Annotated in this window: 19 protein-coding genes; 11 read left to right on the plus strand and 8 right to left on the minus strand. The window is 67.3% G+C overall.

The window, feature by feature from the left end; genetic code table 11:
- Positions 1-15: 15 nt before the first annotated feature.
- From ACIGKQ_RS07495 to ACIGKQ_RS07515, 5 genes are all read right to left on the minus strand, one after another.
- A complete protein-coding gene (locus tag ACIGKQ_RS07495) occupies positions 16-2,427 on the minus strand; it encodes an aerobic carbon-monoxide dehydrogenase large subunit (protein WP_235725091.1) in 2,412 nt (803 codons plus the stop codon).
- Complete coding sequence (locus ACIGKQ_RS07500) at positions 2,424-2,951, minus strand: (2Fe-2S)-binding protein (protein WP_235725092.1); 528 nt, start codon at positions 2,949-2,951, stop codon at positions 2,424-2,426. Before ACIGKQ_RS07500 ends, ACIGKQ_RS07495 begins: the two co-directional genes overlap by 4 nt.
- 52 nt (positions 2,952-3,003) lie before the next feature.
- Positions 3,004-3,894 carry a xanthine dehydrogenase family protein subunit M gene (locus tag ACIGKQ_RS07505; RefSeq protein ID WP_235725093.1) on the minus strand — a complete coding sequence of 297 codons (891 nt, stop codon included), beginning with the start codon at positions 3,892-3,894 and terminating at the stop codon, positions 3,004-3,006.
- Positions 3,895-3,947: 53 nt separating this feature from the next.
- Positions 3,948-5,108 carry an XdhC/CoxI family protein gene (locus ACIGKQ_RS07510; protein WP_235725094.1) on the minus strand — a complete coding sequence of 387 codons (1,161 nt, stop codon included), beginning with the start codon at positions 5,106-5,108 and terminating at the stop codon, positions 3,948-3,950.
- A 149-nt stretch (positions 5,109-5,257) separates the two neighbouring features.
- The gene (locus ACIGKQ_RS07515; protein ID WP_235725095.1) at positions 5,258-5,734 is read right to left on the minus strand and encodes an NUDIX domain-containing protein; all 477 of its coding nucleotides are present in this window, start codon (positions 5,732-5,734) and stop codon (positions 5,258-5,260) included.
- Positions 5,735-5,849: 115 nt separating this feature from the next.
- Between ACIGKQ_RS07515 and ACIGKQ_RS07520 the strand changes: the two genes are divergently transcribed.
- Genes ACIGKQ_RS07520 through rsgA form a run of 5 tightly spaced genes read left to right on the plus strand, consistent with a single transcriptional unit; the run spans position 5,850 to position 10,569 of the window.
- Positions 5,850-7,553: a nucleobase:cation symporter-2 family protein gene (locus ACIGKQ_RS07520; protein WP_235725096.1), complete on the plus strand. Its 1,704-nt coding sequence runs from the start codon at positions 5,850-5,852 to the stop codon at positions 7,551-7,553.
- Positions 7,554-7,586: 33 nt separating this feature from the next.
- On the plus strand, positions 7,587-7,823 hold the full coding sequence (locus ACIGKQ_RS07525; protein WP_235725097.1) for a hypothetical protein: 237 nt from the start codon (positions 7,587-7,589) through the stop codon (positions 7,821-7,823).
- Positions 7,824-8,210 carry a VOC family protein gene (locus ACIGKQ_RS07530; RefSeq protein WP_235725098.1) on the plus strand — a complete coding sequence of 129 codons (387 nt, stop codon included), beginning with the start codon at positions 7,824-7,826 and terminating at the stop codon, positions 8,208-8,210.
- 48 nt (positions 8,211-8,258) lie between these two features.
- Positions 8,259-9,524 carry a 3-phosphoshikimate 1-carboxyvinyltransferase gene (gene aroA / locus ACIGKQ_RS07535; RefSeq protein WP_235725099.1) on the plus strand — a complete coding sequence of 422 codons (1,266 nt, stop codon included), beginning with the start codon at positions 8,259-8,261 and terminating at the stop codon, positions 9,522-9,524.
- A gap of 1 nt (position 9,525) precedes the next feature.
- Positions 9,526-10,569, plus strand: coding sequence for a ribosome small subunit-dependent GTPase A (rsgA, locus tag ACIGKQ_RS07540; protein WP_235725100.1), 1,044 nt, complete (start codon positions 9,526-9,528; stop codon positions 10,567-10,569).
- A gap of 273 nt (positions 10,570-10,842) precedes the next feature.
- Here the strand turns inward: rsgA and ACIGKQ_RS07545 are convergent, their stop codons facing one another.
- From ACIGKQ_RS07545 to ACIGKQ_RS07555, 3 genes are all read right to left on the minus strand, one after another.
- Positions 10,843-11,574, minus strand: coding sequence for a GntR family transcriptional regulator (locus ACIGKQ_RS07545; RefSeq protein ID WP_235725130.1), 732 nt, complete (start codon positions 11,572-11,574; stop codon positions 10,843-10,845).
- An 86-nt stretch (positions 11,575-11,660) separates the two neighbouring features.
- The gene (locus ACIGKQ_RS07550; RefSeq protein ID WP_235725101.1) at positions 11,661-13,064 is read right to left on the minus strand and encodes a chloride channel protein; all 1,404 of its coding nucleotides are present in this window, start codon (positions 13,062-13,064) and stop codon (positions 11,661-11,663) included.
- Positions 13,065-13,141: 77 nt separating this feature from the next.
- Complete coding sequence (locus ACIGKQ_RS07555) at positions 13,142-14,164, minus strand: LacI family DNA-binding transcriptional regulator (protein ID WP_235725102.1); 1,023 nt, start codon at positions 14,162-14,164, stop codon at positions 13,142-13,144.
- 159 nt (positions 14,165-14,323) lie between these two features.
- Between ACIGKQ_RS07555 and ACIGKQ_RS07560 the strand changes: the two genes are divergently transcribed.
- From ACIGKQ_RS07560 to ACIGKQ_RS07585, 6 genes are all read left to right on the plus strand, one after another.
- Positions 14,324-15,517: a phytanoyl-CoA dioxygenase family protein gene (locus tag ACIGKQ_RS07560; RefSeq protein ID WP_235725103.1), complete on the plus strand. Its 1,194-nt coding sequence runs from the start codon at positions 14,324-14,326 to the stop codon at positions 15,515-15,517.
- 31 nt (positions 15,518-15,548) lie between these two features.
- Entirely contained in the window at positions 15,549-16,343 is a 795-nt protein-coding gene (locus ACIGKQ_RS07565) for an SDR family oxidoreductase (protein WP_235725104.1), read from the plus strand.
- Positions 16,343-17,386: a Gfo/Idh/MocA family oxidoreductase gene (locus ACIGKQ_RS07570; protein ID WP_235725105.1), complete on the plus strand. Its 1,044-nt coding sequence runs from the start codon at positions 16,343-16,345 to the stop codon at positions 17,384-17,386. The genes ACIGKQ_RS07565 and ACIGKQ_RS07570 overlap by 1 nt, the downstream gene beginning before the upstream one ends.
- 70 nt (positions 17,387-17,456) lie before the next feature.
- Positions 17,457-18,347, plus strand: a complete 891-nt coding sequence (locus tag ACIGKQ_RS07575; protein WP_235725106.1) for a sugar phosphate isomerase/epimerase — start codon at positions 17,457-17,459, stop codon at positions 18,345-18,347.
- Entirely contained in the window at positions 18,344-19,342 is a 999-nt protein-coding gene (locus ACIGKQ_RS07580; RefSeq protein WP_235725107.1) for a Gfo/Idh/MocA family protein, read from the plus strand. The genes ACIGKQ_RS07575 and ACIGKQ_RS07580 overlap by 4 nt, the downstream gene beginning before the upstream one ends.
- A gap of 364 nt (positions 19,343-19,706) precedes the next feature.
- Positions 19,707-21,089, plus strand: coding sequence for an NAD(P)/FAD-dependent oxidoreductase (locus ACIGKQ_RS07585; protein ID WP_235725108.1), 1,383 nt, complete (start codon positions 19,707-19,709; stop codon positions 21,087-21,089).
- Positions 21,090-21,099: the final 10 nt, after the last annotated feature.

Consider the following 21,099-nt stretch of genomic DNA (forward strand, 5'->3'; position numbering starts at 1 on the left):
CCTGTCGTCACGATCTCAGATCGGCGGCCGTGCCCTGCCCTGCATCGCCTCCCACACCCGGGACGGGGTCAGCGGCATGTCGGCATGGCGAATACCGAAAGGTGCCAGCGCATCGACGACGGCGTTGACCACCGCGGGTGGTGACCCGACGGTCGCCGACTCGCCGACGCCTTTGGCGCCGATCGGATGGTGCGGCGAGGGTGTCACGGTCTGTCCGGTCTCCCAATGCGGCACCTCGAGCGCGGTCGGGATCAGGTAATCCATCAGCGACCCGTTGAGACAGTTGCCCGACTCGTCGAACTCGATGATCTCCATCAGGGCCATCCCGATACCGTCGGTCAGCCCGCCGTGCACCTGCCCCTCGACGATCATCGGGTTGATCCGGGTGCCGCAGTCGTCGACCGCGATGAACCGTCGCACTTTCACCACGGCGGTGTCGGGGTCGACGTCGACCACACAGATGTAGGCACCGAACGGGTAGGTGAGGTTGGCGGGGTTGTAGACCACCGACGCGTCCAGCCCGCCCTCGACTCCGGGTGGCAGGTCGCCCGCGCCGTGCGCCTTCATCGCGATCTCCGCGATCGTCACCGTGGTGCCCGGATCACCCTTGACGGCGAAAGTCCCCTTCTCCCATTCCAGATCGGCAACGGAGACCTCGAGCATGCCCGCCGCGATGAGCTTCGCCTTGTCGCGCACCTTGCGGGCGGCCATCGCCGCCGCCGCCCCCGAGACAGGTGTGGATCGGCTGCCGTAGGTACCGAGCCCGAACGGTGTGTTGTCGGTGTCACCGTGGACGACGTCGATGTCGTCGGGGGCGATACCGAGTTCCTCGGCGACAATCTGCGCGAACGTCGTCTCATGCCCCTGCCCCTGGGACTGCACCGACAACCGGACCACGGCCTTGCCGGTGGGGTGGACCCGCACGTCACATCCGTCGGCCATGCCCAGGCCCAAGATGTCCATGTCCTTGCGCGGTCCGGCACCGACCGCCTCGGTGAAGAAGGCCACGCCGATACCCATCAGCTCGCCGCGCTCGCGTTTGGCGGCCTGCTCCGCAAGCAGGGCGTCGTAGTCGGCGATCCGCATCGCTTCGGTCATCGCGGCGTCGTAGTCGCCGGAATCGTAGATCCACCCGGTCTTGGTGGTGTACGGGAACTGGTCTGGCTGGATGAAGTTCTTGCGCCGCAGCGCGATCTGATCCATCTGCAGTTCGTGGGCGAGGCAGTTGACCAGACGTTCGACGAGATAGACGGCTTCGGTGATCCGGAATGAACAGGCGTAAGCGACACCACCGGGCGCCTTGTTCGTGTACACCGCGGTCATCGAACAGTACGCGGCCTCGAGCTGATAGCTACCGGTGAAAACGCCGAAGAATCCCGCCGGGTATTTGACCGGGGCAGCTACCCCGTTGAAGGCCCCGTGGTCGGCGAGGACGTTGGTGCGGATGGCGAGGATCCGTCCGTCTTTCGTGGCGGCGACCTCGCCGCGCATCACGTAGTCGCGGGCGAACCCGGTGCTGGTGAGGTTCTCGGTCCGGTCCTCCATCCACTTGACCGGCTTGCCCGTGACGATCGACCCGACCACCGCGCACACATAACCGGGGTAGATGGGCACCTTGTTGCCGAACCCGCCGCCGATATCCGGTGAGATGACACGGATCTTGTGCTCGGGGATGCCGGCGACCAATGCGTACAGGGTGCGATGTGCGTGTGGTGCCTGGCTCGTCGACCACAGGGTGAGCTTGCCGTCGACGCGATCGAAATCGGCGACCGCGCCACAGGTCTCCATCGGTGCGGGGTGCACGCGCGGGTAGACCATGTCCTGGGTGACCACCACGTCGGCGTCGGCGAATACCGCGTCCGTGGCGGCCTTGTCGCCGGTCTCCCAGTCGAAGATGTGGTTGTCGCTCTTGCCCTCGAGATCGTCGCGGATCACCGGCGCCGACGGGTCCAATGCGGTGCGGACATCGTGGACCGCGTCGAGGATCTCGTAGTCGACATCGATGAGTTCGAGCGCATCCCGTGCCGCATAGCGATCTTCGGCGACGACAGCCGCGACCTCCTGGCCCTGGAAGCGGACCTTGTCGGTCGCCAGCACCGCCTGCACGTCGTTCGACAGGGTCGGCATCCAGTCCAGTCCCAAACCCTTCAGGGTGTCACCGGTGATGACGGCCTTCACCTTCGGCAGCGCCTCGGCCGCGGTGGTGTCGATGTTGACGATCTTCGCGTGCGCCACCGGGGACCGCAGAATCGCCATGTGCAGCATGCCGGGCAACTGCACATCATCGCAGTACCGACCCAGTCCACGGATGAAACGCGGGTCCTCCTTGCGCAGCATCCGGCCGTAGCCCATCGGCTTGTGATTGTTGTCGACCAGGTCGTCGGGTCCGGACGCCGATGCCGGTTCGGGTGGAGTGGTGATGGTCATCGAAGTGCCTCTTCCGCAACGTCATCGGCGGCCGATGCCTCACTCGTGCCGTCGGGTTGGTGTGCGGCCCCGTGCTGTGCGGCCCACTGCACCGATCGCACGATCGTGGTGTAGCCGGTGCAGCGGCAGATCTGTCCGCTGATCGCCTCCCGGATCTCGTGCTCGGTGGGATTCGGGTTCTCGTCGAGCAGTGCGCGGGTCGTCATCAGCATGCCGGGTGTGCAGAATCCGCATTGCAGCCCATGACATTCCATGAATCCCTGCTGCAGCGGATCCAGCGTGGTGCCCTGTTCGAGCCCCTCCACGGTCCGCACCTCGTGACCGCCGGCCATCGCGGCAAGCATCGTGCACGACTTCACCGGCTGTCCGTCGACCTGCACCACGCAGGTCCCGCAGTTGCTGGTGTCGCAGCCCCAGTGAGTGCCGGTGAGGGCGAGGTGGTCGCGCAGGAAGTGAACGAGCAGCAGGCGCGGCTCGATGTCGCGGGTCACCGACTCGCCGTTGACGGTCATCGTCACTTGCATCGGATTCTCCTTGCCGGTCGGCATCTTTCGCGGATTCGGGATGGGCGGGTGATCAGGTGGCCGGGGTCGATGCCTCGACCCCGAGTCGTTGCGCGCTGCGGCGCAGGGCTCGTGCAGTGAGTTCGGCCGCGAGATGGCGTTTGTAGTCGACGGTGCCCCGACCGTCGGCGGCCGGATCACAGGCCTGCGCGGCGACCTCACCTGCCTGCCGCCAAGTCTGCTCAGTCGGGTCCGCGCCACGCAGCGCCTCGGAGATCGCCGGGATGTCGGTGGTGTTGGCGCCGACCGCGGTCAGGCCGACGCGGGCGTCGGCAATGGTGCCGTCGGTCAGCCACAGCGCGGCACCCGCGGCGACCACCGCCCAATCCCCCGCGCGTCGCTCGACCTTCTCATATGCGCTGGCGCCGCCCGGCCGGACCGGAACCCGCACCTCGGTGAGCATTTCGTTCTGTTCGACGGCGGTCTCGTAGGGGCCGCGATGGAAGTCCGCCATGCTGATCACCCGCTCCCCGTCGGAGCCTCGGATCACGCAGCGTGCATCAAGGGTGGAGCACACACTCGACAGATCCTCCGACGGGTCTGCCTGACACAGTGATCCGCCGAGGGTGCCGCGATTACGGACCACCGGGTCGGCAATCACCCGCTCGGCGTCGCGGAAGATCGGGAAGGTGTCGAACAGTGGTTCGCTGGCCAGCAGTTCGTGGTGTCGGGTCATCGCGCCGATGCGTACATCGTCGTCGGTGAACCGGATGTAGCCGAGTTCGTCGTGCAGATCGTTGATGTCGATCAGGTACTCGGGTGTCGCGAGCCGGAGTTTCATCATCGGCAGCAGACTGTGCCCTCCGGCGATCAGGCGGGCTTCGTCGCCCAGCTGGCCGAGGAGTCCGATGGCGTGATCGACGCTGGTCGCGCGCTCGTATTCGAACGGTGCCGGTACCTGCATGATGACTCCTCTGCTGTGATCGGGGGATCGTCCGATCGGCCGGGTCTACCCGGTCATCCGCCCACTCTCGTCGGGTCCGGCTGGATCCGGCTGATGCCTGGATGGATGTGATCGGTGAGGTTGGTCAGGGTGACCCCGGTTCCGCCGCGCCGAACCGCGATGATCTCGGCCATGATCGACACCGCGGTCTCGGCCGGGGTGCGACCGCCGAGGTCGAGTCCGATCGGTGAGTGCAGGCGGGCGAGAGCGGCGTCGGTGGCGCCCTCCTCACGAAGCCGACGCATGCGGTCGTCGTGGGTGCGCCGGGATCCCATGGCGCCGATGTAGACACCCTCGGGCGACTCGAACGCGGCCTGCAGGGCCGGGACGTCGAACTTGGGGTCGTGGGTCAGCACGCAGATCGCGGTGCGCGAATCGATCCGGCCGGCAGCCATCTCGGCGCGCAGATAGCGATGTGGCCAGTCGACGACCACCTCGTGCGCGGCCGGGAAACGGGCCGGCGTGGCGAACACCGGGCGAGCGTCGCACACCGTCACGTGATAGCCGAGTGCGGCTCCGGCATGCGCGAGGGCGGCGGCGTAGTCGACGGCCCCGAAAACGATCAGGCGTGGCGAGGGCGCCATGCTGTTGACGAACACGGCGATGCCGTCGCCGGTGCGCAGACCCTGCGGGCCGTAGCGCAGGATCGAGGTCTCCCCCAGGTCCAGCAAGCCTCGCGCGTCCTGGACGACGACCCGATCGAGCTCGGGTTCACCGAGACTGCCCCGGGCGCGCTCCGGTGCGATGGTCAGGTGCGCCCCGACCGGCACGTCCGGCTGATCGCTGGATGTCACCGTCGCGACGGCCACAGGCCGTCGGGCATCGACGGCGGCGCCGATCTCGTCGAGGTCGGGCCAGGTCTCGCGGGAGACCGGCTCGCAGAAGACGTCGATGGTGCCACCGCAGGTGAGACCAACGGCGAACGCGTCGTCATCGGCGATCCCATACCGCTCGGTCTGCGCCGTCCCGGACTCGACGACGTCACCGGCGAGTTCGTACACCGCACCTTCGACGCACCCGCCGGACACCGAGCCGATCACCCCGCCGTCGGCCAGGCGGGCCGTCGCCGCCCCCGGTTGCCGTGGCGCCGACCCGTAGGTGGCGACGACGGTCGTCAGCCCGACCGTCTCCCCGTTGCGCCAGCGCTCCACGAGTGTGGGCAAGACGTCTCGCATAGACACATCCTCGACTCTGCGGACACGCCACTGTGTCCGACATCACACCATGGTGACCATTCTCAGTTTGCGCCGGATCGGCCGGGCGTCAAGACGAAACTCAGTAATCGCTGAGGTTAGGTCGCCCTACCCGACCTCCCGCTTGCAGATCAGCGTTGTGATGCGAGGGTGTCGAGCAGTCGATCGACGAACGCCACCTGCGCCGGATTGAGTTTCACCCGCGCCGTCTCCGGGTCCACCCATTCAGCCCGATCCACCTCCGGAAAGCTCTGAAGCTTCCCCGACCTCGGTGGCCACACCATCTCGAAGCTGTTGCTGACGACGGTCGAGCTGTCGATGTCACCTTCCACGGCGAACGCAGCGACCACTTTCCCACTGGCCTGGGTGACGTCGCCGAGTTCGATGACCGGGCCGGCCGGTGCCGGCGACCCGATCTCCTCGGCGAACTCGCGCCGGGCGGTCGTCTCAGGTTCCTCATCCGGTTCCAGCAATCCCTTCGGGATCGTCCACGCGCCGTCGTCCTTGCGCGCCCACAGCGGCCCGCCGGGGTGGGCGATCAGGATCTCGACGTCGCCGCCGCGGCGGCGGTACAGCAGGAGCCCGGCACTTCGGCGGCGACTGACCATCGCACCATTGTGCCCGGCCCGGCGGGGTGTGACTGTGGCCGATATATTTTCGCGGAAACACGGCCGTCACATGTCGGCGCACTGTCCGAAACGTCCGGCTCGTAAACATCTGCGTATGGCGGTTCTCGACCCGATCAGGCGCGGCAAGACCACAGCTCACCCGGTGGACGAGATACCGCCGTTGGCCAAGCTGCTGCCGTTGGGCATACAGCACGTGCTGGCGATGTATGCGGGCGCCGTGGCCGTACCGCTGATCGTGGGTGGCGCGATGGTCAGCGCGGGCCAACTCGAGCAGGGCGACATCGTCCACCTGATCATGGCCGACCTGTTCGTCGCCGGCATAGCGACGATCCTGCAGGCGGTCGGCTTCTGGCGTTTCGGGGTGCGGCTGCCGCTCATGCAGGGCGTCACCTTCGCCGCTGTCGGGCCGATGATCACCATCGGCCAGGCCCACGGCATCACCGCGATCTACGGTTCGGTGATCTGTTGCGGGTTGTTCATGATACTCGCCGCACCCGTCGTCGGAAAGCTGATCCGCTTCTTCCCGCCCCTGGTCACCGGCACGATCATCCTCATCATCGGCGTCTCCCTGATGCGGGTGGCTGCCGGGTGGTTCGGTGGCGGTACCGCCACCGGCGAGGACTTCGGCGAACCGAAGGCCATCGCGTTCGGCTTCTTCACCCTCGCGGTGATCATCGCGCTCGAACGGTTCGGACCCGAACCCATCAAGCGGGTGTCGGTGCTCATCGGTCTGGTCATCGGCACGCTGGTGTCGCTGCCGTTCGGGATGGCCAACTGGGACGCCGTCGGCGAGAACCCGTGGATCGGCATTCCGCAACCCTTCCAGTTCGGGATGCCGACGTTCGAGATCTCCTCGATCATCGCCTTGATCATCGTTGCGTTGGTGATCATGACCGAGACCACCGGCGACATCGTGGCCGTCGGTGAGATCGTCGACAAGAAGATCACCCCGCAGAAACTGGCCGACGGGATGCGCGCTGACGGACTGGGCACGGTCCTCGGCGGCGTATTCAACACCTTCCCGTACACGGCGTTCGCGCAGAACGTCGGGCTCGTCGCCATCACCGGCGTCAAGACCCGGCATGTGGCGACCTGTGCGGGCATCATCCTGGTCATCCTGGGGCTGCTGCCGAAGATGGCCGCCATCGTCGAGGGCATCCCCATGCCGGTGCTCGGCGGCGCCGGTGTCGCACTGTTCGGCATGGTCGCCGCCAGCGGTGTGCGAACCCTCAGCAAGGTCAAGTTCAACAACACCAACGTGCTGGTCGTGGCCATCTCGGTGGGTGTGGCGATGCTGACCGAGGCCAAGCTGTATTACACCAACCGCGACCTCGGCGACGCGCCGGTCAACGTGTCGCTGGACCTGTATCACCAGTTCCCGGATTGGTTCCAGACCATTTTCCACTCCGGCATCTCCGCGGGCGCACTGACGGCGATCCTGCTGAATCTGCTGCTCAACACCAGAAGCACCTCACCCGACCCGGCTGATTACCACAACACCGGTGAGATCGAGGTGGTCACCAAGGACGGCCTGGGTCTGTCGGCAGGCGACACGATGGGCGCCGCGGCCTTCGATCCCCGCGACGCGCTGGCCGCCGCCAACCCGGACAGCCCACCGGAGACGCTGCGGTACCTGGCCGAACACGACCCCGATCTGCACCAGTTCATCATCACCAACCCGGCCGCGCCGAAAGACCTGTGTGCCTGGATCAAGGAGCAGGGCGATCCCAAGGTGCTACGGCTGATCGAGAGCTGGGACTCGCACACCGACGGCGGATTCTCCCGGCGCGGATCCTGATCGGTCGAGCACAACTCGGTTTATCGTTTAGTCATGTCCGACAGCCCCCGCCATGATCATCAGCCGGCCGACGCCCTCATCGACGACGACCCAGACCAGCCGCACGAGTATCCGCACGACTCGACGTTCGCCTTCGGTGACGCCAAGCCCATCGGGGAAACCGATCGCATCGCGCGTGAGAAGGCCATCTACGAAGCGGCCCGGCATGGCAACGACCTGAACCGTGGCCATGCGCTCGGTGGCACCGACGGGTCCACCGAGGGCCAGTAGATGGAGGTACTGAGCAGCCGAATTCTGCTGCGTTCGGCCGATCCCGAACGCCTGACCGCGTTCTATCGCGATCAGTTGAAACTGGCCGTGGCCCGCGAGTATCCGGGCGGAGTGGTCTTCCACGCCGGCACCGGTTATATCGAGGTACCCGCACACATGAGCGACCAGGTGGCGACCGGCGGGGGCGCCGACGCCATGCTCTGGCTGCAGGTACGTGACGCGGCGGCCGCCACGGACGAGTTGCGGGCCGCCGACGTCCCGATCGTGCGGGAGGCACGCACCGAGCCGTGGGGTCTGATCGAGATGCATGTGCGCGACCCCGACGACCGTCGGATCATCATCGTGGAGGTACCTGCCGATCACCCGCTGCGACGGGACACCCGGTGACGGCTGCTCCCCGATCGGTGACCGTTGGCCCGTGACAGACTGGACCGCATGAGTGTCTGGACTGCGCCCACGGTGTCCGCCCCGGTGGTGGCCACCGTCGAGTTGCCCGGTTCCAAGTCGATCACCAATCGCGCGTTGATCCTCGCCGCCCTGGCGGACGGCCCCTCGGTGGTGCGTGGAACCCTGCGCAGCCGCGACACCAATCTGATGCTCAGCGGCCTGAGTGCGCTGGGCGTCGGCGTGCGGATCGATCCCGACGACGACACCGCGGTGACGATCGAACCGCACCCGATGGTCGGCGCCGACGTGTACTGCGGGCTGGCCGGCACCGTGATGCGATTCCTGCCCCCGGTGGCCGCATTCGCCGACGGGCGGGTCGCCTTCGACGGTGACGAGCAGGCCCGCACTCGCCCCCTGGCGACCATCCTCGACGCCCTGCGCGACCTGGGCGTGAAGGTGACCGGCGATCGGTTGCCGTTCACGGTCACCGGGACCGGGTCCGCGTCCGGCGGGGAGGTCACCATCGATGCGTCGGCCTCGTCGCAGTTCGTCTCGGGGTTGCTGCTGTCGGCCGCGCTCTTCGACGACGGGGTGACCGTGCGCCACGACGGCGGACCGGTGCCCTCGATGCCGCACATCGACATGACCGTGCAGATGTTGGCCGAGTGCGGGGTGACGGTGGAGCGGCCGGATGCGCAGACATGGCGGGTGCCGCCGTCGACGATCCGGGCGATCGACCGCGTGGTGGAGCCCGACCTGTCCAACGCCGCCGCATTCCTGGCCGCCGCCGCTGTGACCGGGGGTGCGGTGAGCGTGCCACGTTGGCCCGCGACCACGACCCAGCCCGGCGCCCAGATCGTCGACATCCTCGCCGAGATGGGTTGTGCGATCGAACTCTCCGACGGTTCGCTGACCGTGCGCGGGCCGGAGAAGCTCACCGGGATCAGCATCGATCTGCGCGACATCGGCGAGCTGACCCCCACCGTGGCGGGTCTGTGCGCGCTCGCCGACGGCGAATCGGTGCTGTCGGGCATCGCGCATCTGCGCGGTCACGAAACCGACCGGTTGGCGGCGCTGACCACCGAGATCAACCGGCTCGGCGGTGACTGCACCGAGACCGACGACGGTCTGCGCATCGTGCCCCGACAGTTGCACGGTGCGGTGTGGGAGTCCTACGCCGATCACCGGATGGCCACCGCAGGTGCGTTGATCGGGCTGGTGGTGCAGGGCCTCACGGTGTCCGATGTGGAGACGACCAGTAAGACGCTGCCGGACTTTCCGGGCATGTGGCAGAAAATGATCGGGCACCCCTGACGTGAGTCGGCGCGCCTCGAGCTACGACGAATCCGACGTCCGGATACGTCCTGGCAAGGGCAGCCGACCGCGCACGAAACAACGACCGAGCCACGACGACGCCCGCTCGGCCATGGTCGTGTCGGTCGACCGTGGCCGCTGGGGCTGCGTCCTCGACGGCGACCCGGACCGTCGGGTCACCGCGATGCGCGCACGGGAACTGGGCCGCACGCCGGTCGTCGTCGGCGATCAGGTGTCGGTGGTCGGCGATCTGTCCGGTCGGCCGGACACGCTGGCGCGCATCGTCAAGGTCGCCGACCGCACCACCGTGCTGCGCCGCACCGCCGACGACACCGACCCGTATGAACGCATCGTGGTGGCCAATGCCGACCAACTGTTGATCGTCACCGCATTGGCCGATCCACCACCGCGCACCGGATTCGTGGAACGCGCGTTGGCCGCCGCCTACGTCGGCGGCCTGACACCGATCCTGTGCCTGACGAAGTCCGATCTCGCCGATCCCGCCGAATTCACCAGAGCCTTCGCCGATCTCGACCTGCCGATCGTGCTCGGCGGCCGCGACGACGCGCTCGACGAGATCACCGCCATCCTCACCGGCCGGCTCACCGCGCTCGTCGGCCATTCCGGGGTAGGCAAATCCACTTTGGTCAATCGTCTTGTGCCGCAAGCAGAGCGGGCCACCGGCGTGGTGTCCGGGGTCGGCAAGGGCCGGCATACCTCGACGCAATCGGTGGTGTTGCCCCTGCCCGGCGCGGACTCGTCGCCCCAAGGCTGGGTGGTGGACACACCCGGTATCCGATCGTTCGGGCTCGCCCACGTCGGACTCGACGACATCGTCGACGCCTTCGACGACCTGCGTGAGGCCATCGACGACTGTCCCCGCGGCTGTACGCATCTGGGTCCGCCCGCCGATCCGGAGTGTGCGCTCGACAAACTCGCCGGCGCGTCGTATCGCCGCGCAATGGCGGTGCGGCAGCTCCTGCTCGCGGTCTCCGGACAGGTGGCCGAGGAGAACGAGGTCCCCGACGATCAGCCGGCCGAGTAGGCCCCAGACCCACTGGTCACCTCAGCCGAGGCGCAAGTCGCGTAGCACACGCCCGGGCCACTTACCGCTGGTCGAGTAGCCCGAACCGCACCACCCCGCAGGTCGACTAGTCCGACCCACCAAGCCACCAACCGCTGGTCGAGTAGCCGCGAGCCCCCTAGGGCGAGCGGCGTATCGAGACCACTGGCGACACACGAGTGATCTCGATACACGACCTCGGTCGGCGCCTCGGCCGCTACCCGATCACCGGGTTACCCACTCACTCAGCGGGGCTCAGCGATCCACCACCGTCGTCTCGAAGAAATACCGATCGGCCCGGTACGCGTGCCGACCCACCTCGACCACCTTGCCCGCGTCGTCGAAGGCCGTGCGCTGCATGGTCAGCAACGGCGACCCAGGTTCGTCGCCGAGCAGTGCCGCCTCGTCGGCGTCGGCCGCCTTGGCCCCAATACGTTGCCGCGCAAGCCGGATGTGCACACCCCGTCCACGCAAACCCTTGTAGAGGCCACCACTCTCGAGTTCTCCGGCGGGCGGGCAGATGTCGGCCGGCAGATGGTTGATCATCAGGGCCAGGGGTTCTCCGCCGGCACAGCGCAGACGTTTGACTGTCACCGACTCGGCCCCTACCGGCAAACCCAGCTCGGTGCGCAACTCCTCGTCGGGCGTGCCGATCCGATACTCGAGCAGCTGGGTGGTGGGGTGCATCCCCGCGGTCGTCAGATCGTCGTAGAGACTGGTCAGCTCGACCGAACGGTGCACCGGATTCTGCACCACCTGTGTGCCGACCCCCCTCTTGCGCACCACCACACCCTTGTCGACGAGCTCCTGGATCGCCTGTCGGATCGTCGGCCGCGACAGTTTGAGCCGGCCGGCCATATCGAGTTCGTTCTCCAGTCGATCCCCGGGACCGAGGTCACCCCGGACGATCGCGGCCTCGATGGCCTGGGCAAGCTGGTGGTAGAGCGGGACCGGCGTGGACCGGTCGAGCTCGACCGGGATCTGCATGATCTGGTCCGCCATCGTGTCAGTATGTCATAACAAATATTGTTCGGACCAGGTTTCCCACAGGCGCCCGCCGGCGCGCGTCACCCTCAGGTGACCACCTCGGCCGCCGAACCGCCGGACTGCCGACGACGGGACAGTGCGGCGGTCGTCAGCCAGGCGGCGATGACACCCAGCACCGCCGCAGGCGTGGCGTCGAGGCCGACCGAACCGGTCAGCAGCACGCTGAACAACAACGCGCTGAATACGAATCCGGTGCCGGCCGTCATCCCGGCCGCGGCTCCGACCGCCAGCGCCCAGGTGATGGAGCAGTCGAAGAGCAGACAGCCTATCGACGCGATGGCCACCCCGATGAAGATCGCCGGAAACACCGGACCGCCACGGAATCCGCAGCCCAAACAGACCGCGTAGGCGATCGCCTTGAACGCGATGATCACCACGAGTGCGCCGACCCCGCTCTCGGCCAGAACCATCGGCACGGCGGTCTGTCCGGAGAACAACACGTCGTCGATGTCGGCACCGAGGGCCCGGGCGATCAATGCCAACACCCCCACCGCGACGCCGCCCGCGACGAGGATGCCGTAGCGGCGGCGCTTGTCGATCGATGCGGCCTTGTCGACGAATGTGCCGGCCTTCTTGACCTGGAACATGATCACGCTCGCCAGCACGCCGACGACGATGGCGAGCAGCAGATCGATGATGCGGGTGCCGACGTAGTCGGGCATCTGCGGAACCGCCATCGACATGACGCCGAGCCCGCCCCAGTCGCCGAGTCCGATGAACACGACATAGCCGACAGCCGCAGCCACCAGCCCCGGCAGCAGTGCGGGCAGCAACGCCGCCCCGGCCGCCAGGCCGGCCTCGAGCAGCAGCAGTCCGGCCACCAGCGGCCCACCGAACAGCGCCGACACCGCCGAGAACGAGCCGGCGGTGGCCAGCACCCGATGCCCCTGTTCCGGGAGTCGCACGAACGGCACCACCACCATGCCGACCGCAGACCCCAAGGCGATCAGTGGCGCCTCCGGACCGAGCACCGCACCGAACGCGAGGGTGCCGATCGCCGCGAGTGCGATGCCGGGCGCATACTGCCACGGGGTCGGGGTCACGCCGACCCCGTCGAGCGGCGAGTGACCGCCTCCGCCGGGGAGGAATGCCGTCGCCATCGCGACCACGATGGCCCCGGCCACCGGAAGTCCGAGCACCAGATACCAGGGTGCTTCGTCGACTCCGAGATGCCGCGGCAGATCGGTCCACATCAGATCCTCGAGCCAATGCACGAGTCCGAGAAATCCCCACGCCAACAGAGCGGCCGGGATGCCGATCACCGCGCCCAGTCCGATCAGCTTCAGGTAGACGACGCCCTCGGCGCGATCGGGATGCAGTTCGGCGGTGGTGCTCGGCCGCACGCTCTGGGCGGTCACCTCGTCGGTACTCGATGCCGGCTGCTGCCCCGGGGCGCCGTCCTGGTCGTCTGCATCGCCGATCGAGCTCATGGGCATCATCCTCCGTCCGACGGGTGGCCGACTCACCTTATCGGCGATCGCCATGGGAGCGGAGATCCGTCGCATCCTCACGCGTCAGGAAGGTTGTACGGCGTGATCACGTGGATCCCCGATGCCACCGGCCGCTGATCACCCGGCAGTGCGCCGTGATAGCGCATCACCAGCTGCGCGACCTGGCGCATGTCGGCACGCAGATCGTGGTGCAGGACCGCGGTCAGGTGCCCGCTGAGCAGCAGGGTGCGGTTGGCGTCACCGAGGTCGTGCCCGATGAAAACCTCGCACGTACGGTTCGCGGTACGAAATGCCGAGACGATCCCTCGATTGCCACCGCCGATCGAATAAACCGCCCCCACATCGGCATTCGCGTCGAGAACCCGTGCCGTGAGCGCCGCGCACGTCTCGTCGAGTCCGTCGGAATCGGTCACCTCGACGATCCGGCGGTTCGGGTCGTGGCTGCGCATCACCGACCGGAAACCCATCTCGCGTTCCTCCTCACCGCGCGACATCGAACTACTGGTCAGCACCAACACGTCGACGTCGACGCGACGCAGCCACTGGCACATCAGATACGCCGCGGTGGCACCGGCCGCTCGGTTGTCCATCCCGACGTAGGCGATCCGGGTACTCATCGGCACGTCGGTGACCAGGGTGATGACGGGGATGCGCGCGGCGGTGAGTCGGCCGATGGCCGCCGCGATCTCCGGTGTGTCCGGCGCCTTGAGCACCACGGCGTGGCTGCCCTGACGGGCGATGGTGTCCAGTTGCGCGATCAACTCGCCGGTCCGCCAGGTTTCCCGCAGATGGAAGCGGGCCCGCATCACCGCGGGCCGCAGCCCCGGCAGTTCCTGCTCCAAGGCGTCGCGGACCAGACCGGAGAACTGTCGAGGCGTCTCCATGACCACGTCGATCAAGAACCGCCGACCTGACAACCGCAGCTGGGTGCGCTGCCGATCGAGGTCTGCGATGGCCTGTTCGACCTGCAGGACCGTGCCCTCCCGTACGCCGGGACGTTGGTGCAGCACCCGATCGACCGTCGCCTCACTCACGCCGGCCTGACGCGCGATCTCGCGTACGGGATAACGATGTGGCACGCCCCACTCCTGAGGGATTCTTGATGGAAATACGCTCTTGTCCGGACAATAGGATCTTGCCATTCTTGGTGACGTGATCACGGCGGAATCGCCGAGGGCCCGATCCACCCCACGACCACCGGCCAGAAACCTGGCTCGACCACCGACAAGGAGCGCGCGATGACCGTACGCAGCGCAGGCACCATCAGCAGCGCCCGGACGCCCCGGGCCGACCGGATCTCTGCGAGCGAGTGCAGCCTCGACGACTTCATCGCGGCCACCCGGCGCACCACCGACCTCGCCGACTATCCGCACGCCGCGAGCACCGAGCGCGGGGTTCTCTTCTACGATTCGGCCGCCGTGACCGCCCTGTCGGGCGAGGACCGCGCGGTCCTGTCCGATGAACTCGCCGATGCGCTGCTCAATGGCCCCGGCATCGTGGTGTTCACCAGCGCATTCGACAACCGCCATGCGCTCACCGAATCCACCGAGGTCTTCACCGAAATCATTGCCGACCAGCGTGCGGCCGGCGTCGCCAACGGCGACCATTTCGCCAAACCCGGCGCCAACGACCGCATCTGGAATGCATTGCAGAAGTTCGCCCAACGGGCGCCGGAACTGTTCACCCGCTACTACTCCAACGACGTCCTCAATCTGATCAGCGAGGCGTGGCTGGGTCCGTGGTATCAGGTGACCTCGGCGATCAACGTCGTCAATCCGGGTGGAGAGGCGCAGAACCCGCACCGCGACTATCACCTCGGCTTCATGTCCACCGACACCGCCGCGACATTCCGTGCCCACATCCACCGCCTCTCGCCCGCGCTGACCCTGCAGGGCGCCGTCGCCCACGTCGACATGCCGATCGAGTCCGGCCCAACGATGTATCTGCCGTACTCACAGACCTATGAGCAGGGATATCTCGCTTTCAACCTGCCGGAGTTCCGCGAACACTTCGCCCAGAACTATGTCCAGCTCCCCCTGCAGGCGGGCGATGCCGTCTTCTTCAACCCCGCCCTGTTCCACGCGGCCGGCCACAACACATCGTCGGACATCAGGCGGATGGCGAATCTGCTACAGGTGTCCTCGGCGTTCGGCCGCGCGATGGACGCCGTGGACCGCTCCGCGGTCATGCGGTGGATCTATCCGTCGGTACAGACGCTGGCCGGCACCGCCGACGATCGCGCGGTCGCGAACGTGATCGCCGCGTCGGCCGAGGGGTACCCCTTCCCCAGCAATCTCGATCTCGACCAGCCGTTGACCGGGTTGACCGGAGAATCCCAGGCCGAATTGTTCGCCCGGGCCATCGCCGACGGACTCGACGCGGCGCAGTTCGACGCCGAGCTATCGGCACTGGATCGCCGCCACATCGCCTGACCCGAGCTCTCCCGACAAGGACGTCACCGAAATGAATGATCAACCACGACACCGCAGCAACCTGTTGGCCGACAAGGCACTACTGGTCAGCGGCGGCACGCAAGGCGTCGGCGCCGCGATCGTGCGCGCTGCCGTCGACGCCGGCGCCTCGGTCGTGTTCAGCGGCCGCAACACTGAGAAAGGCAAGTCACTCGCCGCCGAGTTCAACGGCGCACCGGTGCGATTCGTGCACGCCGATCTCACCGATCCGCGCGCAGCGACCGGCTCCGTGGCGGACACCATCGCCGAATTCGGTCGCATCGATGCCCTGGTGAACGCGGCGGGCACGACCACACGCGGCAGCCTGCTCGACACCACCCCCGAACTCTTCGACAGCCACGTCGCCGTCAACCTGCGGGCCCCGTTCTTCACCATGCAGGCCGCCGTGGCCGACATGGTCGGCCGCAACGCGCCGGGCAGCATCGTCAACATCATCACGATGTCATCCCATGGCGGACAATCGTTTCTGGCGCCGTACTCGGCGACCAAGGCCGGGTTGGTCGGTCTGACCAAGAACGCCGCCCATGCCCACCGCTGGGACCGTATCCGCATCAACGGACTCAACATCGGCTGGACCGAGACCGAGGGCGAGGCCGACATCCAGAAGCGCTTTCACGGCGCCGACGACAGCTGGATCGACGACGCCAACGCGTCGGTGCCGATGGGCAAGCTCGGACAACCCGACGAGATCGCGGACTTCGTGGTCTTTCTGCTCTCGGAGCGCAGCGGAGTGGTCACCGGGTCGGTCATCGACTGGGACCAGATCGTGATGGGAGGAATCGACTGATGGGACTGACCGTAGGGGTCATCGGACTCGGGCGGATCGGCGGCTTCCACGCCGACACGCTCACCGCTTTGCCGTCGGTGGACGAGCTCGTGGTGACCGACGCGAATCCGGCGGCGGTGGCGACGACCACCGACCGGTTGGCCTCGGCACGGGCCGCCTCCGATGCCGACAGCCTGTTCAACTCCGGGGTCGACGCGGTGGTCATCGCCAGCGCCACCCCCACGCACGCCGAACTCATCGAGAAGGCCATCGCCGCAGGGATTCCCACCCTGTGCGAGAAACCCATCGCGTTGTCGGTGTCCGAGTCGGCCGAGGTCGTCGCCCGCGTCGCCGACACCGACGTCCCGGTGACGATCGGCTACAACCGTAGGTTCGATCCCGCGATGGCGGCTGCCCGCACAGCCGTCGATGCCGGCGAACTCGGCTTCATCACCACGGTGCGGTCGACGACGCTGGACCCGGCACCTCCACCGGCCGAGTACATCGCGGCGTCGGGCGGGATCTTCCGGGATTGCGCCGTACACGATTTCGACACCGTCCGTTGGCTTCTCGATGACGAGGTGGTGGAGGTGTACGCCACCGGCAGCAACCAGGGCGATCCGCTGTTCGCCGAGGTCGGCGATGTGGACTCCGCATCGATCCTGCTGCGATTCGCCCGCGGCACGATCGGCGTGGTGTCGGTGACCCGATACAACGCGCGCGGCTACGACTGCCGCCTGGAAGTTCACGGCAGCACCGACAGCGTCGTCGCCGGGTGGGACCCCGCCACCCCGGTACGGAACATGCAGGCCGACTGCGCTTTTCCCGCCGCAGCACCGCACCGGTTCTTCATGGACCGATTCGCCGCCGCCTATCGCGCCGAACTCGCTGCCTTCTGCGCATCGGTGATGGACCCGTCGACGAACCCGACGACATCGGCACCATGCACCGCACACGATGCGCTGGAGGTCTCGTTGATCGCCGAAGCCGCCACCCGGTCGGTCGACACCGGCCGGCCGGTCCCGATCGAGGAGATCCGGGACATGCTGGTACCAGCACGCTGACGCCGTCGCACGAACTCATCCGACGACCGGGCACCACCAGACCACCGAGCACCACCAAAGGGATTCATCGATGACTACAACTGACCTCCGCATCGCCGCCGCCCCCATCTCGTGGGGTGTCTGCGAAGTCCCCGGATGGGGATACCAACTCAGCCCCGAACGCGTCCTCGGCGAGATGCGTGAGCTCGGCGTCACCGCAGCCGAGACAGGCCCCGAAGGCTTCCTGCCATCGGCCCCGGCGCAACTGCGCGACACGCTGGCAGCCTACGACCTGCGGTGTGTGGGGTCCTTCGTTCCAGTGGTGCTGCACCAGGCCGACCACGATCCCGCTCCTGCGGTGAACGAGGTGCTCGACCGCCTGGAGACCTCCGGCGGTGACGTACTGGTGCTGGCCGCGGCCACCGGCGTCGACGGATACGACGATCGTCCCGACCTCACCGAGGTGCAGTGGAACACGTTGCTGGCCAACCTGGATCGGCTCGGAGCACTGGCCGCGTCCCGAGGGGTCACCGCCGCGCTGCATCCGCACGTCGGCACCATGGTCGAGCAGCGCGACGAGGTGTATCGGGTATTGGAGAACACCACCATCGGACTCTGCCTCGACACCGGTCACCTGCTGATCGGCGGGACCGACCCGCTGGAGATGACGCAGGCCTACACCGACCGCATCACCCACGCCCACCTCAAAGACGTCAGGATCGAGCTCGCCGAGAAGGTGCAGCGCGGCGAAATGACCTACACCGACGCGGTGGCGCAGGGGATGTACGTGCCCCTCGGCGCGGGCGAGGCCAAGATCGCCAAGGTCGTCGCGACGCTCGTCGACGCCGGGTTCGACGGCTGGTACGTGCTCGAACAGGACACCATCCTCACCGACGAAACCGACGGCGATGCCGCCGCAGGTAACGTGGCGGTCTCGATGTCGTTCCTGCGCAAGGCCGCTGCACGTCCGGTGCGGGTGTGACCGAGGTGACCGAACCGTTGCGGATCGGACTGCTCGGCGCGTCCCGGATCGCCGAGTCGGCCATCGTCGGGCCCGCCCGCACGCTGGGACACCGATTGGTGGCCGTCGCCGCACGCGACCGCGGTCGTGCCGAGGCGTTCGCCGACAAGTACGGGGTCGAGCGGGTACTCGACTCCTATGCCGCGGTGATCGACGACCCCGAGGTCGATGTCATCTACAACCCTCTCGCCAACGCGTTGCACGGGCCGTGGAACCTCGCCGCGATCCGGGCCGGGAAACCGGTGCTCTCGGAGAAACCCTTCGCACGGAACGAATCCGAGGCACAGGAGGTGGCGGCCGCGGCGCGCGCAGCCGACGTTGTGGTCCTCGAGGGTTTTCACTACCTGTTCCACCCGTTGATGGCACGCACCACTGAACTGCTCGACGCGGGTGCGATCGGCGACATCGCGCACGTCGAAGTGGTGATGGCCATGCCGCCTCCCGACGACAACGATCCGCGATGGTCCTACGACCTCGCCGGCGGTGCGTTGATGGACTTGGGCTGCTATTCGCTGCACGTGTCGCGCCTGCTCGGCCGCTGGTGTGGTGGGCCGCCGGAGATCACCGGCGGCCGCGCGTCGCTGGCCAGCCCGCAGATCGACGAGTCCTGCGTGCTGGATCTTCGCTACCCCAACGGCGCCGCCGGCCTGCACGCGGTGTCCATGGTGGCCGGCGAGTTCGTGTTCAGCCTGCGGATCGTCGGTGACGAAGGCAGCCTGTTCCTGCACGACTATCTGGCCCCGAACCGCGACGATCGGCTGACCATCGTGTCCTCGAGGGACGGCACGGTCGGAGTCGAACGGCTCGGCACCCGGTCGACCTACACCTACCAACTCGAGGCGTTCGCCGACGCGGTACGCACCGGTGCGGCGCTGCCCATCGACCTCGACGACGCGGTGGAGAACATGCGCTACCTCGACGCCGCGTACCGGGCGATCGGCCTGCACCCGAGGTGAGTGGTGCGAGTCGCGCTGCGGGGATCTCGATACGTCCTCGCCTGGCGGCTCGGACTACTCGATCAGCGACAGGGGAACGTCCCCGCCGGCCGCAAACCGACGCGCCCGAACCCGACCGCCCGACCACCGCCCAATGCTGGTCGAGTAGCGACGTGCCAGCGCAGCGAGCCAGTCGCGTATCGAGACCAGACCCCCGTACACACAAGTGATCTACCCGAGGAATATCGGGTCGCGCCGCGGCCGTTGTCTTGGGTAGCATCAGAAATCGCGACTGGCGTAGCCGGGATCGACCGGCGTGGAGCGAACTGAGTCAGACATCGACCGCCTGGGTGTCTGCGACGGTGAACGCTGGAGGACAGTTGCCATGAATTCCCGCACGCAACCCGACATGAACGGCGCCCGCCATCGCGTCGTCATCATCGGATCCGGATTCGGCGGACTGACCGCCGCACGACAGTTGGCGAAGGCCGACGTCGACGTCACGGTGATCGCCCGCACCACCCATCACCTGTTCCAACCGCTGCTGTATCAGGTCGCCACCGGAGTCATCTCTGAGGGACAGATCGCTCCCCCGCTGCGAGTGATCCTGCGCAAGCAGGACAACGTGCGTGTGGTGCTCGGTGACGTGGAGTCCATCGATCTCGACGGTCACACGATTACCAGCCGACTACTCGAGCGCGTCACCACCACGCCTTACGACAGCCTCATCGTGGCCGCGGGTGCTGATCAGTCCTACTTCGGCAACGACCGGTTCGCCGAGTTCGCCCCGGGCCTCAAAACCATCGACGACGCACTCGAGTTGCGCGGTCGCATTCTCGGCGCGTTCGAGCAGGCCGAACTGTCCACCGACCCCGAGGAGCGGGCGCGCCTGTTGACCTTCGTGGTCATCGGTGCCGGTGCGACCGGTGTGGAAATGGCCGGGCAGATCGCCGAGATGGCCAACCGCACTCTGCGTGGCGCGTTCCGCAACATCGACTCGGCCGATGCGCGGGTGATCCTGCTCGACGCCGCGCCCACCGTGCTGCCACCCTACGGCGGAAAGCTCAGCAAGCGGGCCACGGACCGGTTGGCGCGCAATGGCGTCGACATCCAGCTGGGTGCGATGGTCGTCGACATGGACTACCACGGCCTGGTGGTCACCGACGCCGACGGCACGCGTCGACGCATCGAGAGCCAGTGCAAGGTGTGGTCGGCCGGTGTGGCGGCCAGCCCATTGGGACGCCAGTTGGCCGAGCAGAGCGGCGTCGAACTCGATCGGGCCGGCCGGGTGAAGGTGGGCACCGATCTGACGCTGCCCGGTCATCCCGAGGTCTTCGTCGTCGGCGACATGATGGCCGTCGACGGCGTCCCGGGTATGGCGCAGGGCGCGATCCAGGGCGCGAAGTACGCCGCATCGGCGATCAAGGACGGCCTCAAGGGCACGTCACCCGAGGCGCGGAAACCGTTCTCCTACTGGGACAAGGGCTCGATGGCCACCATCGCCCGCTTCAGCGCGGTGGCGAAGATCCCCGTTCCGGGCACCTCCGGCCACATCGAGCTCGCGGGTTTCCTGGCCTGGATCGGGTGGCTGGTGCTGCATCTGGTCTACCTCGTGGGCTTCCGCAACCGGTTCACCACACTCGTCGACTGGTTCTTCGCGTTCACCAGCCGCAGTCGTACGCAGCTGGCCGTCACCGAACAACAGGTATTCGCGCGCAATGCGATCGAGGAACTTGAGGAACGCACTCGGCTCGACGACGCCGCCTGAGCGTTCCTCG

The sequence above is a fragment of the Gordonia sp. NPDC062954 genome (genome assembly GCF_044543825.1).
In the GTDB taxonomy this organism is placed as follows: domain Bacteria; phylum Actinomycetota; class Actinomycetes; order Mycobacteriales; family Mycobacteriaceae; genus Gordonia; species Gordonia tangerina.